The 15822-nt window shown below is 62.9% G+C and carries 16 protein-coding genes and 1 tRNA gene; 11 read left to right on the top strand and 6 right to left on the bottom strand.

Annotated elements, in window-relative coordinates; translation table 11 throughout:
* Window positions 1–24 precede the first annotated feature (24 nt).
* Both phoU and phoB read left to right on the top strand, forming a co-directional pair.
* Window positions 25–738, top strand: coding sequence for a phosphate signaling complex protein PhoU (gene phoU, locus DC522_RS13310; protein ID WP_116529177.1), 714 nt, complete (start codon window positions 25–27; stop codon window positions 736–738).
* A gap of 2 nt (window positions 739–740) precedes the next feature.
* Window positions 741–1463, top strand: coding sequence for a phosphate regulon transcriptional regulator PhoB (gene phoB / locus DC522_RS13305; protein ID WP_116529176.1), 723 nt, complete (start codon window positions 741–743; stop codon window positions 1461–1463).
* 75 nt (window positions 1464–1538) lie between these two features.
* Here phoB and DC522_RS13300 read toward each other — a convergent pair whose 3' ends face one another.
* A complete protein-coding gene (locus tag DC522_RS13300) occupies window positions 1539–2069 on the bottom strand; it encodes a GcrA family cell cycle regulator (RefSeq protein WP_116529175.1) in 531 nt (176 codons plus the stop codon).
* A 390-nt stretch (window positions 2070–2459) separates the two neighbouring features.
* On the opposite strand from DC522_RS13300, the gene DC522_RS13295 reads away from it, so the two are divergent.
* Genes DC522_RS13295 through DC522_RS13285 form a run of 3 tightly spaced genes read left to right on the top strand, consistent with a single transcriptional unit; the run spans window position 2460 to window position 5577 of the window.
* The gene (locus tag DC522_RS13295) at window positions 2460–3668 is read left to right on the top strand and encodes an aspartate aminotransferase family protein (RefSeq protein WP_116529174.1); all 1209 of its coding nucleotides are present in this window, start codon (window positions 2460–2462) and stop codon (window positions 3666–3668) included.
* Complete coding sequence (argF, locus tag DC522_RS13290; RefSeq protein WP_116529173.1) at window positions 3665–4591, top strand: ornithine carbamoyltransferase; 927 nt, start codon at window positions 3665–3667, stop codon at window positions 4589–4591. Before DC522_RS13295 ends, argF begins: the two co-directional genes overlap by 4 nt.
* Entirely contained in the window at window positions 4588–5577 is a 990-nt protein-coding gene (locus tag DC522_RS13285; RefSeq protein WP_116529172.1) for an Hsp33 family molecular chaperone, read from the top strand. Before argF ends, DC522_RS13285 begins: the two co-directional genes overlap by 4 nt.
* A gap of 71 nt (window positions 5578–5648) precedes the next feature.
* Here DC522_RS13285 and argE read toward each other — a convergent pair whose 3' ends face one another.
* Together argE and apaG are read right to left on the bottom strand one after the other, a co-directional pair.
* The gene (argE, locus tag DC522_RS13280; protein ID WP_116529171.1) at window positions 5649–6821 is read right to left on the bottom strand and encodes an acetylornithine deacetylase; all 1173 of its coding nucleotides are present in this window, start codon (window positions 6819–6821) and stop codon (window positions 5649–5651) included.
* Window positions 6822–6828: 7 nt separating this feature from the next.
* Window positions 6829–7221: a Co2+/Mg2+ efflux protein ApaG gene (gene apaG, locus DC522_RS13275; protein ID WP_116529170.1), complete on the bottom strand. Its 393-nt coding sequence runs from the start codon at window positions 7219–7221 to the stop codon at window positions 6829–6831.
* A 91-nt stretch (window positions 7222–7312) separates the two neighbouring features.
* Between apaG and DC522_RS13270 the strand changes: the two genes are divergently transcribed.
* The 6 genes from DC522_RS13270 to DC522_RS13245 all read left to right on the top strand — a co-directional run bounded on the left by DC522_RS13270 (window position 7313) and on the right by DC522_RS13245 (window position 11914).
* Entirely contained in the window at window positions 7313–7939 is a 627-nt protein-coding gene (locus tag DC522_RS13270) for a CDP-alcohol phosphatidyltransferase family protein (protein ID WP_116529169.1), read from the top strand.
* Window positions 7940–8012: 73 nt separating this feature from the next.
* Window positions 8013–9104, top strand: coding sequence for a 2'-deoxycytidine 5'-triphosphate deaminase (locus DC522_RS13265; RefSeq protein ID WP_116529168.1), 1092 nt, complete (start codon window positions 8013–8015; stop codon window positions 9102–9104).
* Window positions 9105–9148: 44 nt separating this feature from the next.
* Window positions 9149–9223: transfer RNA gene (locus DC522_RS13260), tRNA-Gly, on the top strand.
* 420 nt (window positions 9224–9643) lie between these two features.
* Complete coding sequence (locus DC522_RS13255) at window positions 9644–10477, top strand: hypothetical protein (protein ID WP_116529167.1); 834 nt, start codon at window positions 9644–9646, stop codon at window positions 10475–10477.
* 97 nt (window positions 10478–10574) lie between these two features.
* Window positions 10575–11117, top strand: a complete 543-nt coding sequence (locus DC522_RS13250) for a hypothetical protein (RefSeq protein WP_133239281.1) — start codon at window positions 10575–10577, stop codon at window positions 11115–11117.
* A gap of 59 nt (window positions 11118–11176) precedes the next feature.
* On the top strand, window positions 11177–11914 hold the full coding sequence (locus DC522_RS13245) for a DUF2971 domain-containing protein (protein ID WP_116529165.1): 738 nt from the start codon (window positions 11177–11179) through the stop codon (window positions 11912–11914).
* Window positions 11915–11983: 69 nt separating this feature from the next.
* Here the strand turns inward: DC522_RS13245 and DC522_RS13240 are convergent, their stop codons facing one another.
* Genes DC522_RS13240 through DC522_RS13230 form a run of 3 tightly spaced genes read right to left on the bottom strand, consistent with a single transcriptional unit; the run spans window position 11984 to window position 15770 of the window.
* The gene (locus DC522_RS13240) at window positions 11984–12370 is read right to left on the bottom strand and encodes an acyl-CoA thioesterase (protein ID WP_116529164.1); all 387 of its coding nucleotides are present in this window, start codon (window positions 12368–12370) and stop codon (window positions 11984–11986) included.
* Between the two features lie 10 nt (window positions 12371–12380).
* On the bottom strand, window positions 12381–13034 hold the full coding sequence (locus DC522_RS13235) for a TerC family protein (RefSeq protein ID WP_116529163.1): 654 nt from the start codon (window positions 13032–13034) through the stop codon (window positions 12381–12383).
* Window positions 13035–13067: 33 nt separating this feature from the next.
* Entirely contained in the window at window positions 13068–15770 is a 2703-nt protein-coding gene (locus tag DC522_RS13230) for a citrate/2-methylcitrate synthase (RefSeq protein WP_116529162.1), read from the bottom strand.
* Between the last annotated feature and the right edge of the window lie 52 nt (window positions 15771–15822).

The following is a 15822-nucleotide window of genomic DNA, read 5'->3' as shown; positions in this document are numbered from 1 at the left end:
CGAAGCGCTTCAAGGAGGCTTCCCATGGCGGAGCATATCGTCAGCTCTTACGACAACGACCTGCAGGCCCTCAGGCGTAGGATTTCCGAGATGGGCGGCATCGCCGAGAAGATGCTGGTCGATGCGATCCAGGCGCTCGTCCGCCACGACACGGCCTTGGCGCAATCCGTCATTGCTTCGGACAAGCGCCTGGACGTGCTTCAACGCGAGGTGGAGGAAAACGCCATCCTCACCATCGCCCGTCGCCAGCCGCTGGCGGTGGACCTTCGCGAAACCATCTCGGCCATCCGTGTCTCGGGCGACGTCGAGCGCATCGGCGATCTCGCCAAGAACATCGCCAAGCGCGCGCTCGCCATCGGCTCCGACTTCCAGCCGCAGAAGATCGTAGTGGGTCTTCAGCACATGAGCGATCTGGTGCTGGGTCAGCTCAAGGACGTTCTCGATGCCTATGCACAGAAAGACACGGCTCGCGCGCTCGACGTATGGAAGCGCGATGGCGCCATCGACGCGCTCTACACCTCGCTCTTCCGCGAGCTTCTGACCTACATGATGGAAGACCCGCGCAACATCTCGTTCTGCACGCATCTTCTGTTCTGCGCCAAGAATATTGAGCGCATCGGCGACCACACCACCAATATCGCCGAGACGGTGCACTATCTGGTGACGGGAGAGACGCTCGCGATTGATCGGCCTAAGAATGACCGGTCCATCGACACCAGCGTCGAGGCAGGAGCCTGACCATGGGGCCTCGCGTTCTGATCGTGGAGGACGAGGAGCCGTTGACGCTGCTCCTGCGCTACAACCTCGAAGCTGAGGGCTACGAGGTGGATAGCGTCTCGCGTGGGGACGAGGCCGAGATCCGCCTGCGCGAGCAGGTGCCCGATATCGTGCTGCTCGACTGGATGCTGCCGGGCCTCTCCGGCATCGAACTCTGCCGCCGCATCCGCGTGCGTCCGGAAACAGAGCGTTTGCCGATCATTATGCTCACGGCACGCGGCGAGGAGGGTGACCGAATCCGCGGCCTCTCCACGGGCGCTGACGATTACATCGTCAAACCCTTCTCGGTGCCGGAGCTCCTGGCCCGTGTCCGCGCGCTGCTGCGCCGCACGAAGCCTGCGCATATCGCGACATTGCTGCGGGCAGGCGACATGGAGCTTGACCGCGAAACCCATCGCGTGCGCCGCTCCGGCAAGGACCTGCACCTGGGCCCCACGGAGTTCCGCCTGCTGGAGTTTCTCATGCAGAGCCCGGGTCGCGTCTTCTCCCGCGAGCATCTGCTCAATGCGGTCTGGGGGCACGACGTCTATATCGACGAGCGCACAGTGGACGTTCATGTGGGCCGCCTGCGCAAGGCGATCAACCTGCCCAAGATGCCCGATCCGATCCGCACGGTGCGCGGGGCCGGCTATTCCTTTGATGAAACCTTCGCGCGGGCCGAGCAGGCTGCAAACGCAGAGAGCTGAAATCGTTCATCAGAAATCAAAAGGCCGCGCTGAGATCATCAGCGCGGCCTTCCTGGTGGGAACTCTGTAGCGCTTTTAGGCGCGGGCCAGCTTGCGCTCACGCTTGCGGTCGGCCACCGGCTGGTAAGCGATGCGGGCGTGGTGCGTGCAATAGGGCAGGCCGGTGATGGAGCGGGCGCCGCAGAAGCGGAACTCCGGCTTGGTGGGATCACCCATAGGCCAGCGGCACATGGACTCGCGCAGGTCCATGATGGTTACGCGCTCGGACATAGGGATGGCCACATCCTCCTCGACCATCACCTCCTGCTCCGCGCGCACAGGCTGGAGCGGGATGGGGGCGAGAACCACGTTGCTGTGGGCCTGAGGCGCAATCGGGGCCGGAGCGCTGGGCGCGCGGGTCACCTTGCGGACGCGCGGGGCAGCGGTGGCGGGTTTCACGTCCTTGGCACGGCCGGAGAGGCCGAGACGGTGAACCTTGCCGATCACCGCGTTGCGGGTCACGTTGCCGAGCTCGGCGGCGATCTGGCTCGCGCTCAAGCCATCGGTCCAGAGCTTCCTGAGAAGCTCGACCCGCTCATCCGTCCAAGTTGCGCCCGCATCTGTCATTTTTAAACCTGCCTCCATCGTGGCCGCGTCTTTGAACCCAGAATCCCCCGTACCTCGCGGACAGAAACTTGATGTCCGACCGCGCTGAGAGGGGTCGCTCCTGAGGGTGAGAGCCGCCGCACGAATGCCGTACTCGACTGCCCTGAAGTTACAGGATGGGTGGACTCGGGCGCAAGAGTCCCCGGCCACCCCCTGTCGTTTTCCCCAAGGAAGTCACCTTACGGAAAAATTTACCCGTGATGAGTCACTTCATTTCTCTTGAATTGACAGGGTCTCGCACCTCGTTAGAATCTCCACCGTGCCGCCCCGCTTGGGCGGCGCTTTCTTTTTAAGGCTCAAGGCCGGCCTCCAGGTGCGACCTTGGGTCACCACGAGAGGCGGAGATAACCCGTGACATCGCCATTGCTGCCAGTTTTTGCGCGTGCCGAGCTTTCTTTCGAAAAGGGGGAGGGGCCCTGGCTCTACGGCCGAGATGGGCAGCGATATCTCGATTTCGGGGCCGGTATCGCCGTGAACGCCTTGGGGCATGCCCATCCCCACCTCGTGGCGGCACTGACGGAGCAGGCTTCCAAGATCTGGCATACCTCGAACCTCTATCAGATCCCCGAAGGGGAGCGGCTGGCTCAGCGCCTCGTGGAGAACACCTTCGCGGATGTGGTGTTCTTCACCAACTCGGGTGCCGAGGCGAACGAGGCGGCGGTCAAGATGGCGCGCCGCTATCATTACGTGAGCGGGCACCCTGAGCGGTTCCACATCATCACCTTCGAGGGCGCTTTCCATGGCCGGACGCTGGCGACCATCGCGGCGGGTGGCCAGGCCAAATACCTGGAAGGTTTCGGCCCCAAGGTAGAGGGCTTCGATCAAGTGCCCTTCAATGATCTCGAGGCCCTGAAGGCCGCCATCGGCCCGCAGACGGCAGCCCTGATGATCGAGCCGATCCAGGGCGAGAGCGGCGTGCGACCGGTCGATGCCGCCTTCATGAAAGAGCTGCGCGCGCTCTGCGATCGACACGGCCTTCTTCTGATCTTCGACGAGGTTCAGACGGGTGTTGGGCGCACCGGCAAGCTGTTCGCCTATGAATTGACGGGCGTGAAGCCGGATATCATGTCGGTGGCCAAGGGTATCGGTGGCGGATTCCCGATGGGCGCTTGCCTTGCTACGGCCGAGGCTGCGAAGGGCATGACGGTTGGAACGCATGGCACGACCTTCGGCGGCAACCCACTTGCCATGGCTGTCGGCAATGCTGTGCTCGATGTCGTCCTGGAGCCTGGCTTCCTGCAGGAGGTCGAGCGCAAGGGGCTGCTGTTGAAGCAGCGTCTCGCCGAGTTGAAGGATCGGCATCCGGCCATCATCGCTGAGGTTCGCGGGCAAGGTCTCATCATGGGCATTCGCACGATTGTCCCCAACACCGATTTCATCGCCGCCGCCCGCGCTCAGAAGCTCATTCTGGTCGCCGCCGGCGACAACGTGGTCCGGCTTCTGCCGCCGCTCATCATCTCGGATGCGGACATCACGGAAGCCTTCAATCGTCTGGATGCCGCCTGCGCGGCCATGGAAGCTGAGCTGAAGAAAGCCGCTCAGCCGGGAGCAGCTCAATGACGACTCGTCACTTTCTCGATCTCAGCGATTTTTCAGGGTCTGAGATCCGTCACATCCTGAAGGTCGGATCCGAGATCAAGGCCAAGCGTCGCCGCGGCGAGCGCTCCAAGGAGCGCCCGCTTGAGGGCAAGACGCTCGCCATGGTGTTCGACAAGCCCTCCACCCGCACTCGCGTCTCTTTCGATGTCGGCATGCGGGAACTTGGCGGCGAGACGCTGATGCTCACGGGGAAGGAGATGCAGCTTGGCCGTGGCGAGAGCATCGCCGACACGGCGCGTGTTCTCTCGCGCTATGTGGACGCCATCATGATCCGCACGCTCGATCATGCCATGGTGACGGAGCTGGCGCAGTACGCCTCGATCCCCGTCATCAACGGCCTGACCAAGATGACCCATCCGTGCCAGATCATGGCCGATATCATGACCTTCGAGGAGCACAACGGCTCCATCGAAGGCCGCACGATCGCCTGGGTAGGCGATGCCAACAACGTGCTCGCCTCCTGGGTTCACGCGGCGGGGCGCCTTGATTTCACGCTGAAGATCGCATCTCCGCCGGAACTTGCTCCGCGCCCGGAGCTTTTGTCCTGGGCAAAGCAGGAAGGAGCAAGGATCAGCGTGACGACCGACGCCTTCGAGGCGGCGGAAGGAGCTGATGCTGTCATCACCGATTGCTGGGTCTCGATGGGCGATGACGACGAGTTCCGCCGCCACAACCTGCTGAAGCCCTATCAGGTCAACAGCAAGCTGATGAGCGTGGCCGCCAAGAATGCCGTCTTCATGCACTGCCTGCCGGCGCATCGCGGCGAGGAAGTGACGGATGACGTCATGGATGGTCCGCAATCCGTGGTCTTCGATGAGGCCGAGAACCGGCTTCATGCACAGAAGGGCATCCTGGCGTGGTGCCTTGGAGCAGCAAACGCATGAGTTCAACTTCGTTCGAGGGACATGATGACGTCATTCTGCCGTTCGCGGTGGAGCCGCTCGACGTGCGCGGGCGCGTGGTGCGCCTTGGTCCCTCCATCGATACCATCCTGTCCCGTCACGGCTATCCTGACCTGGTGGCCCGTGTCATCGGTGAGGCGGCTGCGCTCACCGTCATGCTTGGCGCATCGCTGAAGCTCGAAGGCCGCTTCCAGCTTCAGACCAAGACCGATGGCATCATCGATATGGTGGTGGTGGACTTCAACGCGCCGGATAAGTTGCGCGCTACGGCTCGCTTCGACAAGGAGAAGCTGGAAGCGCTCGGCTCCTCAACATCCAGCACAGGCGAGTTGCTTGGTCATGGTTATCTCGCGATGACCATCGACCAGGGCACGGAGCGCAGCCGCTATCAGGGCGTGGTTGCGCTCGAAGGCCAGGGCTTCGAGGAAGCCGCCCATCAGTATTTCCGCCAGTCGGAGCAGATCCCGACACAGGTGCGTCTCGCCGTTGCCGAGCAGTTCGAAAGCGGCCGTCACACCTATCGCGCGGGCGGCTTGATGATCCAGTTCCTGCCGTCATCGTCGGAACGCCTGCGCCAGACTGACCTTCATCCCGGCGATATTCCGGAGGGCCACCCTTCCAAGGATCTTTCCGGGCCGTCCGAGGATGATGCCTGGGTCGAAGCCAAGTCGCTTCTGGCGACCGTGGAAGATCACGAGCTCATCGATCCCGCGGTGTCGAGCGAGCGGCTGCTCTACCGTCTCTTTCACGAGCGTGGCGTGCGCGTGTTTGAAGGCCAGCACGTGCATGAGGAATGCACCTGCTCGCACGAGCGCATCATGGGCATGATGCGCCGCTTCTCGCCCGAGGATCGCCGCGACATGGTGGGCGACAACGGGCGTATCGGCATCACCTGTGAGTTCTGCTCGCGCTTCTATGATCTCGATCCCGCCGACGTGGAAGCCGAGATCGCGAAGACGGAAGCGTAAAATCTGCTCCCGCTAACGCATCCTCATCGCCATGCCCGGGCTCGTCCCAGGCATGGCGTGGGTGCAGGCCATTATGACTCGGCGCAGGTCGCCGCGAGACGGCGCATGAAGGCCGCGCCTGCTTCCAACTGATCGAGAGTGATGTATTCGTCTGCCTGATGCGCCTGATCGATGGAGCCGGGGCCGCAAACGACGGTGGGAATGCCGGCCGCCTGGTAGTGACCGGCCTCCGTTCCGAACGGCACCGTGTGCGTGCGGTTCTTGCCCGCAAGGCGCAGCGCCAATGTTTCCGCAAACGATCCGGGCTCAGGCGCGAGACCTGGCACACGCGAGTGAAGCGTCGTCTCGATGCGTCCGAAATCGCCGAAGCGATTCAGGCGCTTCAACGCAACCTCCTGCGCGAATTTTTCGAGCCGATCGGGAATCTCGTTGGGGTCCTGATTGGGCAGGCCGCGGAACTCCCAATGGAAGGTGCATGATTTCGAGATGATGTTCCGCGCCGTGCCACCCGAGATCACGCCCACATGCACGGTGGTGTAGGGCGGATCGAAGCGTCCACTCGGGTCGCCGCGCTCCATCATCTCGTCGCTGATGCGATTGAGTTCACCAATCATCTCCGCTGCCGTCATCACGGCGCTCGCGCCGAGATAGGGCTTGGACGAATGCGCTTCCGATCCATGTACCGTCGTTGTGAAGGTCACGACGCTCTTGTGCGCATCCACGACCTCCAGCATCGTCGGCTCGCCGACGATCACCGCTTGCGGGAGCGGCAGGTCATGGCCCAGGCGGCGAATGGTGTCGACGACGCCAAGGCACGTGGTCTCCTCGTCGTAGGAGAGCATGATGTGGATGGGCGTCTTGAGATTGGCTGCCTGAAATTCGGGCACCAGTGCGAGCGCCAGTGCATCGAAGGCCTTCATATCTACCGCGCCGCGACCATAGGCCCGCCCGTTCTCGACGCGCAGCGTGAATGGGTCGGAGGTCCAGTTCTGGCCCGCTACAGGCACGACATCCGTGTGGCCGGAGAGCACGATGCCGCCCTTGTCCTGCGGCCCGATGGTGGCATAGAGCGCGGCCTTGTCGCCGGTCTCGTTCGGCACACGCACATAGGGCACGCTCCAGCTTTGCAAATAGCCTTCCACGAACTCGATCAGGGACAGATTGGACTTTGCGCTCTCCGTATCGAACGCAACCAGCTTCGCCAGCATTTCAAGCGGCGTGAGCCGCTGACCGTTAAAAGACATGCGAACCTCAATGCAGCACGCGCCTGTTGCGCGGCATGTCGAGTGAAAAGGCCGGGATCTCGGCGTCGAAGGTTTCGCCGCCCGCGGTTTCCATCACATAGCTGCCCTGCATCGTGCCGCTCGGCGTCGTCAGGGGACAGCCGCTTGTATAGCTGTAGCTCTCGCCGGGGCCGAGCACCGGCTCCTCGCCAACCACGCCCGCGCCGCGCACTTCCTGCACGCGGCCTTGCTCGTCGGTGATGCGCCAGTAGCGGGCACGCAGCTGCACGCGCTCGAGGCTCAGGTTGATAATCTCGACCGTGTAGGCAAAGAAATAGCGGTTTTCGTCGGGCGAGGATTCTTCCGGCAGATAGCGGGGTGTCACGGTCACGCTGATGCCGCGGGTGACGGCCTTGTACATGAGTGGTCCCTTGAAGCCAGTGGTGGAATGCTCAGTCCCCGTGGTAAGGCGGCTACGAAGCTCCGTCAATCGAGGGCTTCAAGGAGGGGGCATGCTTGACGGGTGGGTGAGACGCAGGATCGATCCGCGCTTGAATCGGATCGGGCAGGGGCTTGCCCGTGCCGGTGTCTCCGCCGATGCCACGACGCTGTTGGGTTTAGGTGCCGGGTTAGCCGCTGCCTTCATGCTGGCACTGCGCTTGGAGCCGGCAGCTCTCTTTCTCTTTGCGCTCAACCGCGTGCTCGATGGCCTCGACGGGGCCATTGCCCGCGCCATCGGGCCGACGGATCGGGGTGGCTTTCTCGATACCGTCTGCGATTTCGCGATCTACGGCGCCATTCCCTTGGCCTTCGCCCTGCAGGATCCCGCGTCCAATGCCGTGCCTGCAGCCGTTCTCCTCGCCTCCTTTTATGTGAACGGGGCGAGCTTCCTGGCCTTTGCGGCGGTTGCGGCCAGGCGCGGGATCACGGGCAGCTCCCGGGGGATCAAGTCCATCTATTACACGGCCGGCTTCATGGAGGGGACGGAGACCATCCTGTTCTTTGCCGCCATGATGCTGGTGCCCGGCTTCTTCCCGGTTCTGGCCTATGCCTTTGCCGGATTAACCTTCATGAGCGCCTTGGGCCGGATAGGGCTGGCCTGGCACGCATTTCATGATGAAAATGGTGAAAGGGATTGACAATTCCGCTACACGACGTCGACAGCTAAGCTTCAAGAACACTCGAATAAGGGCAGGGCCCTGGAACAAGATCATGGTTGTGTTGAAGGACGGGATCCAATCGGCCGATGCCATTATGCGCCTTGCGGAAGCAGGCGTGATCAAGCCGGAGACGCCGTTCGCCTCCGATCAGGTGCAGCCTGCAAGCCTCGATCTGAGGCTGGGCCGTCGGGCCTATCGCGTCCGCGCCAGCTTCCTGCCGGGTCGCAACCATACGGTGAAGGACCGCTTGGCTCAGCTGAGCTTCCATGAAATCGACCTCTCGGCCGGGGCTATCCTGGAGACAGGCAGCGTCTATATCGCCGAGCTGCAGGAAAGCCTGGCCCTGCCGGATGACCTCTCCGCCGCCGCGAATCCCAAGAGTTCGACGGGCCGTATCGACGTGTTCACCCGCGTGATCACAGACCGCAGTCAGGAATTCGACACCATCGGCGCGGGCTATGCCGGCCCGCTCTACGCGGAGATCTCGCCCCGCACCTTCCCGGTCCTGGTGCGGACGGGCACCCGCCTCTCGCAGCTGCGCCTGCGCAAGGGGGAGGTGCGCTTAAGCAATGCCGAGCTCCAGGCGCTGCATGAGCGCGAGCGGGTCGTCACCTCAGCCGAGCCGTCGATCCAGGACGGCGTGGCGGTGAGCGTCGATCTGGCGGGCTTCGGCTCCGACAATCTCATCGGCTACCGGGCCAAACGCCATACGGGGCTTGTGGACGTGGACAAGCCAGGCTCCTGCCGGATCACCGATTTCTGGGAGCCGCTTTACGCCGATGCCAGCCGGACCCTGATCCTCGATCCGGGCCAGTTTTATATCCTGGCCTCGAAGGAGGCCGTGCATGTCCCGCCGGACTACGCGGCCGAGATGGTGCCCTTTGATCCGCTCGTGGGCGAGTTCCGCGTCCATTATGCCGGCTTTTTCGATCCGGGCTTCGGCCACGTCGGCGCAGGAGGGGAGGGGGCCCGCGCGGTTCTCGAGGTCCGCTCCCGCGATGTCCCCTTCATCCTGGAGGACGGGCAGATCGTCGGACGCCTGGTCTATGAGCGCATGGCCGAGCGCCCGCAGGTGCTCTACGGGGCAGGGGCCGGCTCCAACTACCAGGCCCAAGGCTTGAAACTGTCGAAGCACTTCCGCTGACCCCTTGCGGAAGTGTGGCTAAGATCGATATGCTCTGAAAGAGCGCGGGCGTAGTTCAGAGGTAGAACGTCAGCTTCCCAAGCTGAATGTCGTGGGTTCGATTCCCATCGCCCGCTCCAAATTTTCTTCGGAAAAACAATAGTCTACGAGTGTTTGTCTATCGACGGCTCTCTCGGTCGATCAGCTTGATACAACGCTGATACAACAATCCTTCCCGACTGCGTTCGAATCGGCGCGTCAATCCGCCGTACCCAAGCACTGTTCATGCTTCTCTCCTGGTCAAATCCAAAGGCCCCGAGAATTGCAGTCGATTGGTAGAGAAAAATCGTGTAACGCAACAGCGGCACAGGTCTGCCTCAAGGTGATGAGCGCTACCGATCTTGAGATGCTTTCTCCTGTCGAGGTGGATAGCTAGTGCCGAACCTAAGCTCATTCCATCGTGCATCGGCACGGGGTCCACTGCCTATGATTGATCCCTCGCTTCGAGCGGTTCTGCGCAGCCGCTACACCATCCTGCGCTTTTTGCGCTTTTTGGGCTCTTGCTGGGCGCCCTTCTGCTCCTGCTGTTCGTCATTACGGCTTATGCTCCGGCCGGATCGCCGTTTCGTGAATTCGCAACGAATTTCCTCGGTAACTTCGCTGCGACCGTTGCCGTGTTCATCGCCATCTATCTCTTCTATGTTCTGATCACGCCTCCTGGGCTGAGGGACGCCGAGGTTGTCCCTCTGCGCGACGTTGAGATTGGGGATGGCATCATCAATCTTCCCGCAAACGCATCCGACTACTGGTTTTGGGGCCGGAGTGGCTCCTATTTCCGCTCCGCTGTCCTCCCCCGGTTAGACGATCTCGCCCGGAGGGAGCGTCGTCACATCCGGATTCGCCTCGTCATCCCTGATCCGGACCAAGGCGCAAACGGAGTGCTATACAAACGCCTGAAGCAGGGGCTTGGGGAGGCCGCGGACGACACGACACTCTCCGCGAACGTGCTTGCCACGATTTCGGCGGTCGTCCTGGCTTGCTCGCGGAACCCTTATCTCAAGGCTGAGATCGGCCTTTGCCCCTCGGTCCCAGTCCTGCGCTATGACCTGTCGAATTCCGGTGCCCTGATCACACGCGATGCCAAGAAGCTGCCCGCGATCCTGACGAACTCCGGGAATCCCTACTTCGAGATGTTCAGGGACGCAGTCGAGAACGAACTCGCGCAGAGCCGGAAAGTCACCTGGGATTTGGTGCCTGCGGGCCCGTCCGACGTGGCTGATGCGCTTAATGACAAGGTGCTGACCACGATCAAGGGTCTGCCAGCTTACGACACCACCATTGTAGAGGCGGCCCGGCAACTGCTGTCTTCGAAGGCAAATCGATATGGCCGATGACATTGTCACCCTTCTGCGGAGTGATCCAGCAGTCCGCCAACTTACCGAACAGGACCTTCGGCAGGCCGTGACATTTTTTCGAGCTCGGATTGGGCCGTTGTTGAACACTACGGCTCGGCGCCACCCTCTGGGCTTCCTCTATGCATCCGAGGCCGTCTCCGACGGAATGAACCTTCGCTATCACCTGTGGCCGGAGGGATGGCATGTTCCAGAAACACAAGCGGGGGGCGAGATCCATGACCATATCTACCAACTCAACTCACTTGTTCTGGGCGGAGCATTGCGTCATGAAACGTTCGAAGCGGTCCTAGCCCAGGATGGTGACTACGAGCTTCTGGAGGTAGCCTATTCCACGGCAGAGTCCTCCATGTGCCGGACAGGTGCTCGGGTGGTCCTACGCCAGCTCACAAATGAAGTTCACGGCGCCGGCACCGCCTACCGGCTTGCTCCCGGCGTTATCCATCGGGCCAGCGCGGTGGCGGCACCCGCCGCGACCTTGGTCCTGACCATCCCCAAATCGGCAGCCCCAGCGCCGCGCGTCCTCATCCCGGTTGGCCAGGGGGCTCCTCAGGCCTTCGCGCGTCGCCAACTCACAGACGGGGAGATTGCAGAGGCCCGGAAACTCCTTGAGAACCTTTAGATCTGCGCGGCCGACATGCTAGGGAACCCTTTCCCTCCGTTGGAAATAGGCAAATCGGCATGGCAGTGAGTGTACTTCCCGAACTCGGCCTGGCTGCGGGCAAAACAAAGCTGTGGCGCTATTTTGACCTGCCGAAGTTCCAGTCGCTAATCGAACGCCAGGCCCTTTACTTCGCAAGCGCCCGCGAGTTCGAGGACAGGTTCGAAGGATCAATCCCGCAATCACAGGCCATCCGCTTGCGGGAGAGCACCCCCGAGATCATGGTCGCGCACAGCTCCAAGGCTTTCGAGGAACTCCGCCGCCTGACGAAGATCAGCTGCTGGCACATGAACGAAGGCGAATCCGCAGCGATGTGGAGCCTTTACGTCCGTGAGAAGTGTGGGATTGCAATCCGGTCGACGGTCGATCGCTTGGTATCGGCCCTTCAGCCCTACAGGATCGAGCCCCATTATGCGGAGGAGCGCGTCTGGGTGGGGCCGGTACGCTACATCGACTATCGCACCGATCACATGCAGGGAGGTCTTGGGCTTGGACGCTTTTTTCATAAGCGCCGCAGCTTCGCCCATGAGCAGGAGTTCCGCTCGGTGCTCCAACTCGATCTGGCTGAAGAATTCGGGGTCCGCGTGCCAGAGAAGGGCGTCTTCGTTCCTGTTGACATGCACCGTCTCTGTGAGGCGGTCCATCTTGCCCCTGAAACCGATAAGGAATTCCGGCATACTGTTGAGGCCCTGATTACCCACGCAAGGCTTTCGATTCCTGTTTTCCAGTCCGAGATGGATGACGCGGCCCTTTACTGACGCACGCGAAAACGTTGTTACGCAGGCTCGACCCACAACAGACCTTCAGCAGTAAACAGCTCGACGAGCTCAACTTGGTGGCAATGGACGAGGACGGGAGCCGCTGTCGATGGCAACGAACGTGAAGACCGCCTCCGTCACCTTGATCCGTTCGTCGCCATCGCGGGAGCGGCGCCAAGCCTCGACCTGGAACTTCATGGATGTCCGCCCGGTCGAGATCAGGTCGGCGTAGACCGAAACCTCGTCACCGACATGAACCGGGGTGTGAAAGACCATGCCGTCGACGGCAACAGTCGCACAGCGTCCGCGAGCGCGCCGCGCGGCCGCGTTACCGGCGGCGAGGTCCATCTGCGCCATCAGCCAGCCACCGAAGATATCACCCGCAGGATTGGTGTCGGATGGCATCGCAATCGTCCGAATGACAGCCTCGCGCACCTCGATCTTGCCAGTTTCCATGGCTGCTCCCTCACGACATTAATGGCCAGACTTCCAGGGCGCCACGGTAGATCATCTCGACCGCCACGTAGAGAATGACGGCGAGACCCACATAGGCGATCCAGTGGTGCCTCTGAAGCAGGCGGGCGATGAAGCTGGCAGCGACGCCCATCAGGGCAATCGACAGACCGAGGCCGAACACAAGGACGATCGGGTGATCCTGCGCGGCCCCGGCCACCGCCAGCACGTTGTCGAGCGACATGGACACGTCGGCGACCACGATCTGCCAGGCCGCTTGGCCGAAGGTCTTGCGCGGGGCATGTTCCGCGATCAGACCGTCCTGGTCGAGATCGCGATCCTCAAGAGCCTCCTCGGCCTCGAGGTCCTTCTCGGCATGGCCGGCCCGCAGCTCGCGCCACATCTTCCAGCACACCCACAGCAGCAGGATGCCACCAGCCAGCAGCAGGCCAACGATCTGAAGAAGCTGCGTGGTGAGCCCCGCGAAGACGATGCGCAGGACCGTGGCGGCGATGATGCCGATCAGGATCGCCTTGTTGCGCTGCTCCTTCGGCAGGCCGGCTGCCGCCAGGCCGATCACGACGGCGTTGTCACCCGCCAGCACCAGGTCGATCATGATCACCTGGAGGAAGGCCGACAAGGCCTCGGTGGTCAGAAGCTCACTCATTCCCGGTCCTTCCTGTCATCCTCTCAGCCACGGTCAGGACACGTACTGGCACTTGGATGCCGCCGTTCGTGTGTCCATGTTCCGGCCGCGGTTCAGGTGATCGTCGATCTCGGCGGCGCAGCCGAGCATGCGGGCATAGAGGAAGAGCGTGAACGCGCTCGTCTCGAGAGCCTCCTTGGTCAGAGCGCCATCCCGGTAGGGCCGCCACAGCATCTTCAGCAGCAGGGCCGCGATCACCGCATCGATGTTGACGCAGTAGACATTGCGCGACACCCCCGTCTCGTACAGCGCCTTGACCAGTTCCTGGTAATAAGCGTGGAAGACGTTGTACTCCTCGCGCCGCTCAAACAGCTCCCGCACGAAGACCTCACGCGGATCGTGGTTCACCGGCTTGTCCTTGAACACCGGGTGGTTCACGCCCGGGATCTTCTGGATGTCCAGGCTGCCGGCGGTCTTTTTGTCCGCCTTGTAGGTGGCGTACTCGGCCGCGTAGCGGCGGGCCAGCGCCGGCAGGTCGATGCCGTGATCCGGATCGCCCGGATCGGCCAGATCGACGTCCTGGAACTGCTCGATCAGGAAGGCGATGCCTTCGTAGCCGTTGCCGCCATGGGCATAGCCGGAATGGGTCAGGAAGCCGATCAGCGCCTTGTTGAGCTGCACCCGCTCGGGCGTCTCAGGCCCGTCGGCCGAAACCGCGCCCTTGGCTCCTTGAGCCGAGATTGTGCCCGGCCCGTTTGAGAGCAAAAGGCCGACGAGAGTCTGGAAGGCGAACAGGTGATCCGGTGTGGGCTCGGTGCCGACCAGGGCTGCGAACGCAACCTCAGTCAGCGACCGCGAGCCGACGATCTCCTCGTTGGGAATGCCGCAGAACGCATCCTCCTCATGCCGCCCGGCGTCAGCCGACGCTCCGATCAGGACGCCGAACAGCCGCAGCCACCAGGGCAGGGTCTCCACCGTCAGAAGGGAGATGCGCTTGCGCATCAGCGGCTCCCACGCCAGCGTTGTCGCTACCGCTGCGAGAACGGCATCGGCCGTCGGGTGGCCATTGAGGGTGCGCAGGTAGCGCACGAACACCGACTTCGCACCACGGGCCTGCAACCCATCCAGCAGGGCTTCGGCCTTCGCGTCCGGCTGATCGGATACGAAGAGGTTCGCCGCGCCATCGAACCGCACCTGGCTCAGGTCGAAGGTCTCATCGACAGCGCTCCGTAATCCAGCTTCTGTGAAGTGTTCGACCAGAGCCCGTACGGCCTGGCGCGCCCTGTCCGCATACCGAGGTCCGATGATGCTGCACGCTGCGGCCAGGACCGTGTTGGGAGCATTGCCCGCCTCCCGCGCCGCCTGGGCCGCGGCCAGGGCCGGCGTGCCGGACAGGTTGATCTCTGCTCCCACGGCGGCATTGACCAGCTTTCGGTCGTTCTCGCTGCCCGGTCCCCGCAGCAGGGACAGGCAGATGTTCGACTCCACCGGGAACTGCGCGGCCTCCAGCATCGACGTGCCATGCAGCGACGTGATCTGGGTCCTGGGGTCCATCTGCGAGGCGCCGGACGCATCCTTCATCGCCTGGCGCGGAAACACCGCCCCGATCTGCCGGTTCAGGTGCTCGATCTGCTGGTCATAGGGACTTGCCGCCGTGACCACCGGCAGATCAAGCTCCGGCGGCAGCACGATGCCCTGGCTCGAGCCGAACCACGGCTTGAGGGCAAGGCTACCCTCGGGCTCGAAGTCCGGACGGGCCGCATTGGCCTGCATCACCGCCGTCAGGGCCTGCGGAATATGAGCAATGTTGGTGACCACCGCGCCTTGGGGCGAGAACACCGGGTTCTCGGGCGTGAAGATGTCGTCGACGCCGAACTTGGCCATGAACCACTGCTCCTTGGCCTCGGCATCGTCATGGCCGCCGGCCATGGCGCCAGCGTGACCGACGGCGCGGGTGAGCTTCGACTTCCAGCGGCCGACCACACAGGCGACCACCGGCTTGGTGAAGGTGGCATCGAGCTCGTAGTAGCCGCCCGGCTCGGCATAGAGCACGGCCGCCTTGGTGCGGGCGTCGTTGGCCAGCGCGAAGGCGAATTCGGGCGCGGCGTAGTGGATGTACACATCCTTGCCGCTCGAGATCAGGGTCGTGGTGCCCCAGCCGGCCATGCGCAGGTAGGTGGCAATCGTGGTGGTAAAGTTGCCGGAGTTGGAGAAGATCGCGACCGAACCCTTGCGCAGGGCCTCGGCCGGACTGTCGCCGCCGAGGGCGCCACCGATGCGGACCTGGTTCCAGGCGTCGGCCACACCGAGGCTGTTGCCGCCGAAGATGTCGATCCCGTTCTGCTGTCCCATGGCGCGGATCTCGCGCGAGTCGTGCACCGACAGCTTCTCGGTCACGATGAAGATCTTCTTGAGCTCGGGATTGACCCGGATCAGCTCGGCGACGCCGTCGCGGGCGCCGGAGGGCGGCAGGTAGACCACGCCGCAGTTGAAGCGGTGTCCCGCCTCGAGCCCTTCGCGGACGTTGTTGTAGACGGGGACATTCCCGACCGGCGTCTCCAGGACCTGACCGCTGCGGCCGGGCGAGGTCCCGAACACCACGTTGCCACCCGAGTAGGCGTGGCCCACCGGGGTGACGTCGCTCGACTCGCCGCCCAGGATGTTGAGCACGCACACCCGGTCGTCGCGGGTGGCGATCTGGTCGAGGGAGCTGATGCCGACGTAGTACTTGAAGCTGCCGACGCCCTGCTTGAACATTGTGTCTCCTCCAATGGCTTGATCGGCTTTCGCCGAGTCAGTGTGTTTGGGC

The sequence above is a fragment of the Microvirga sp. KLBC 81 genome (genome assembly GCF_003075415.1).
Classification (GTDB): domain Bacteria; phylum Pseudomonadota; class Alphaproteobacteria; order Rhizobiales; family Beijerinckiaceae; genus Microvirga.
Note: the sequence above shows the minus strand (reverse complement) of the source record. Positions and strands in the feature narration are given on the sequence as shown.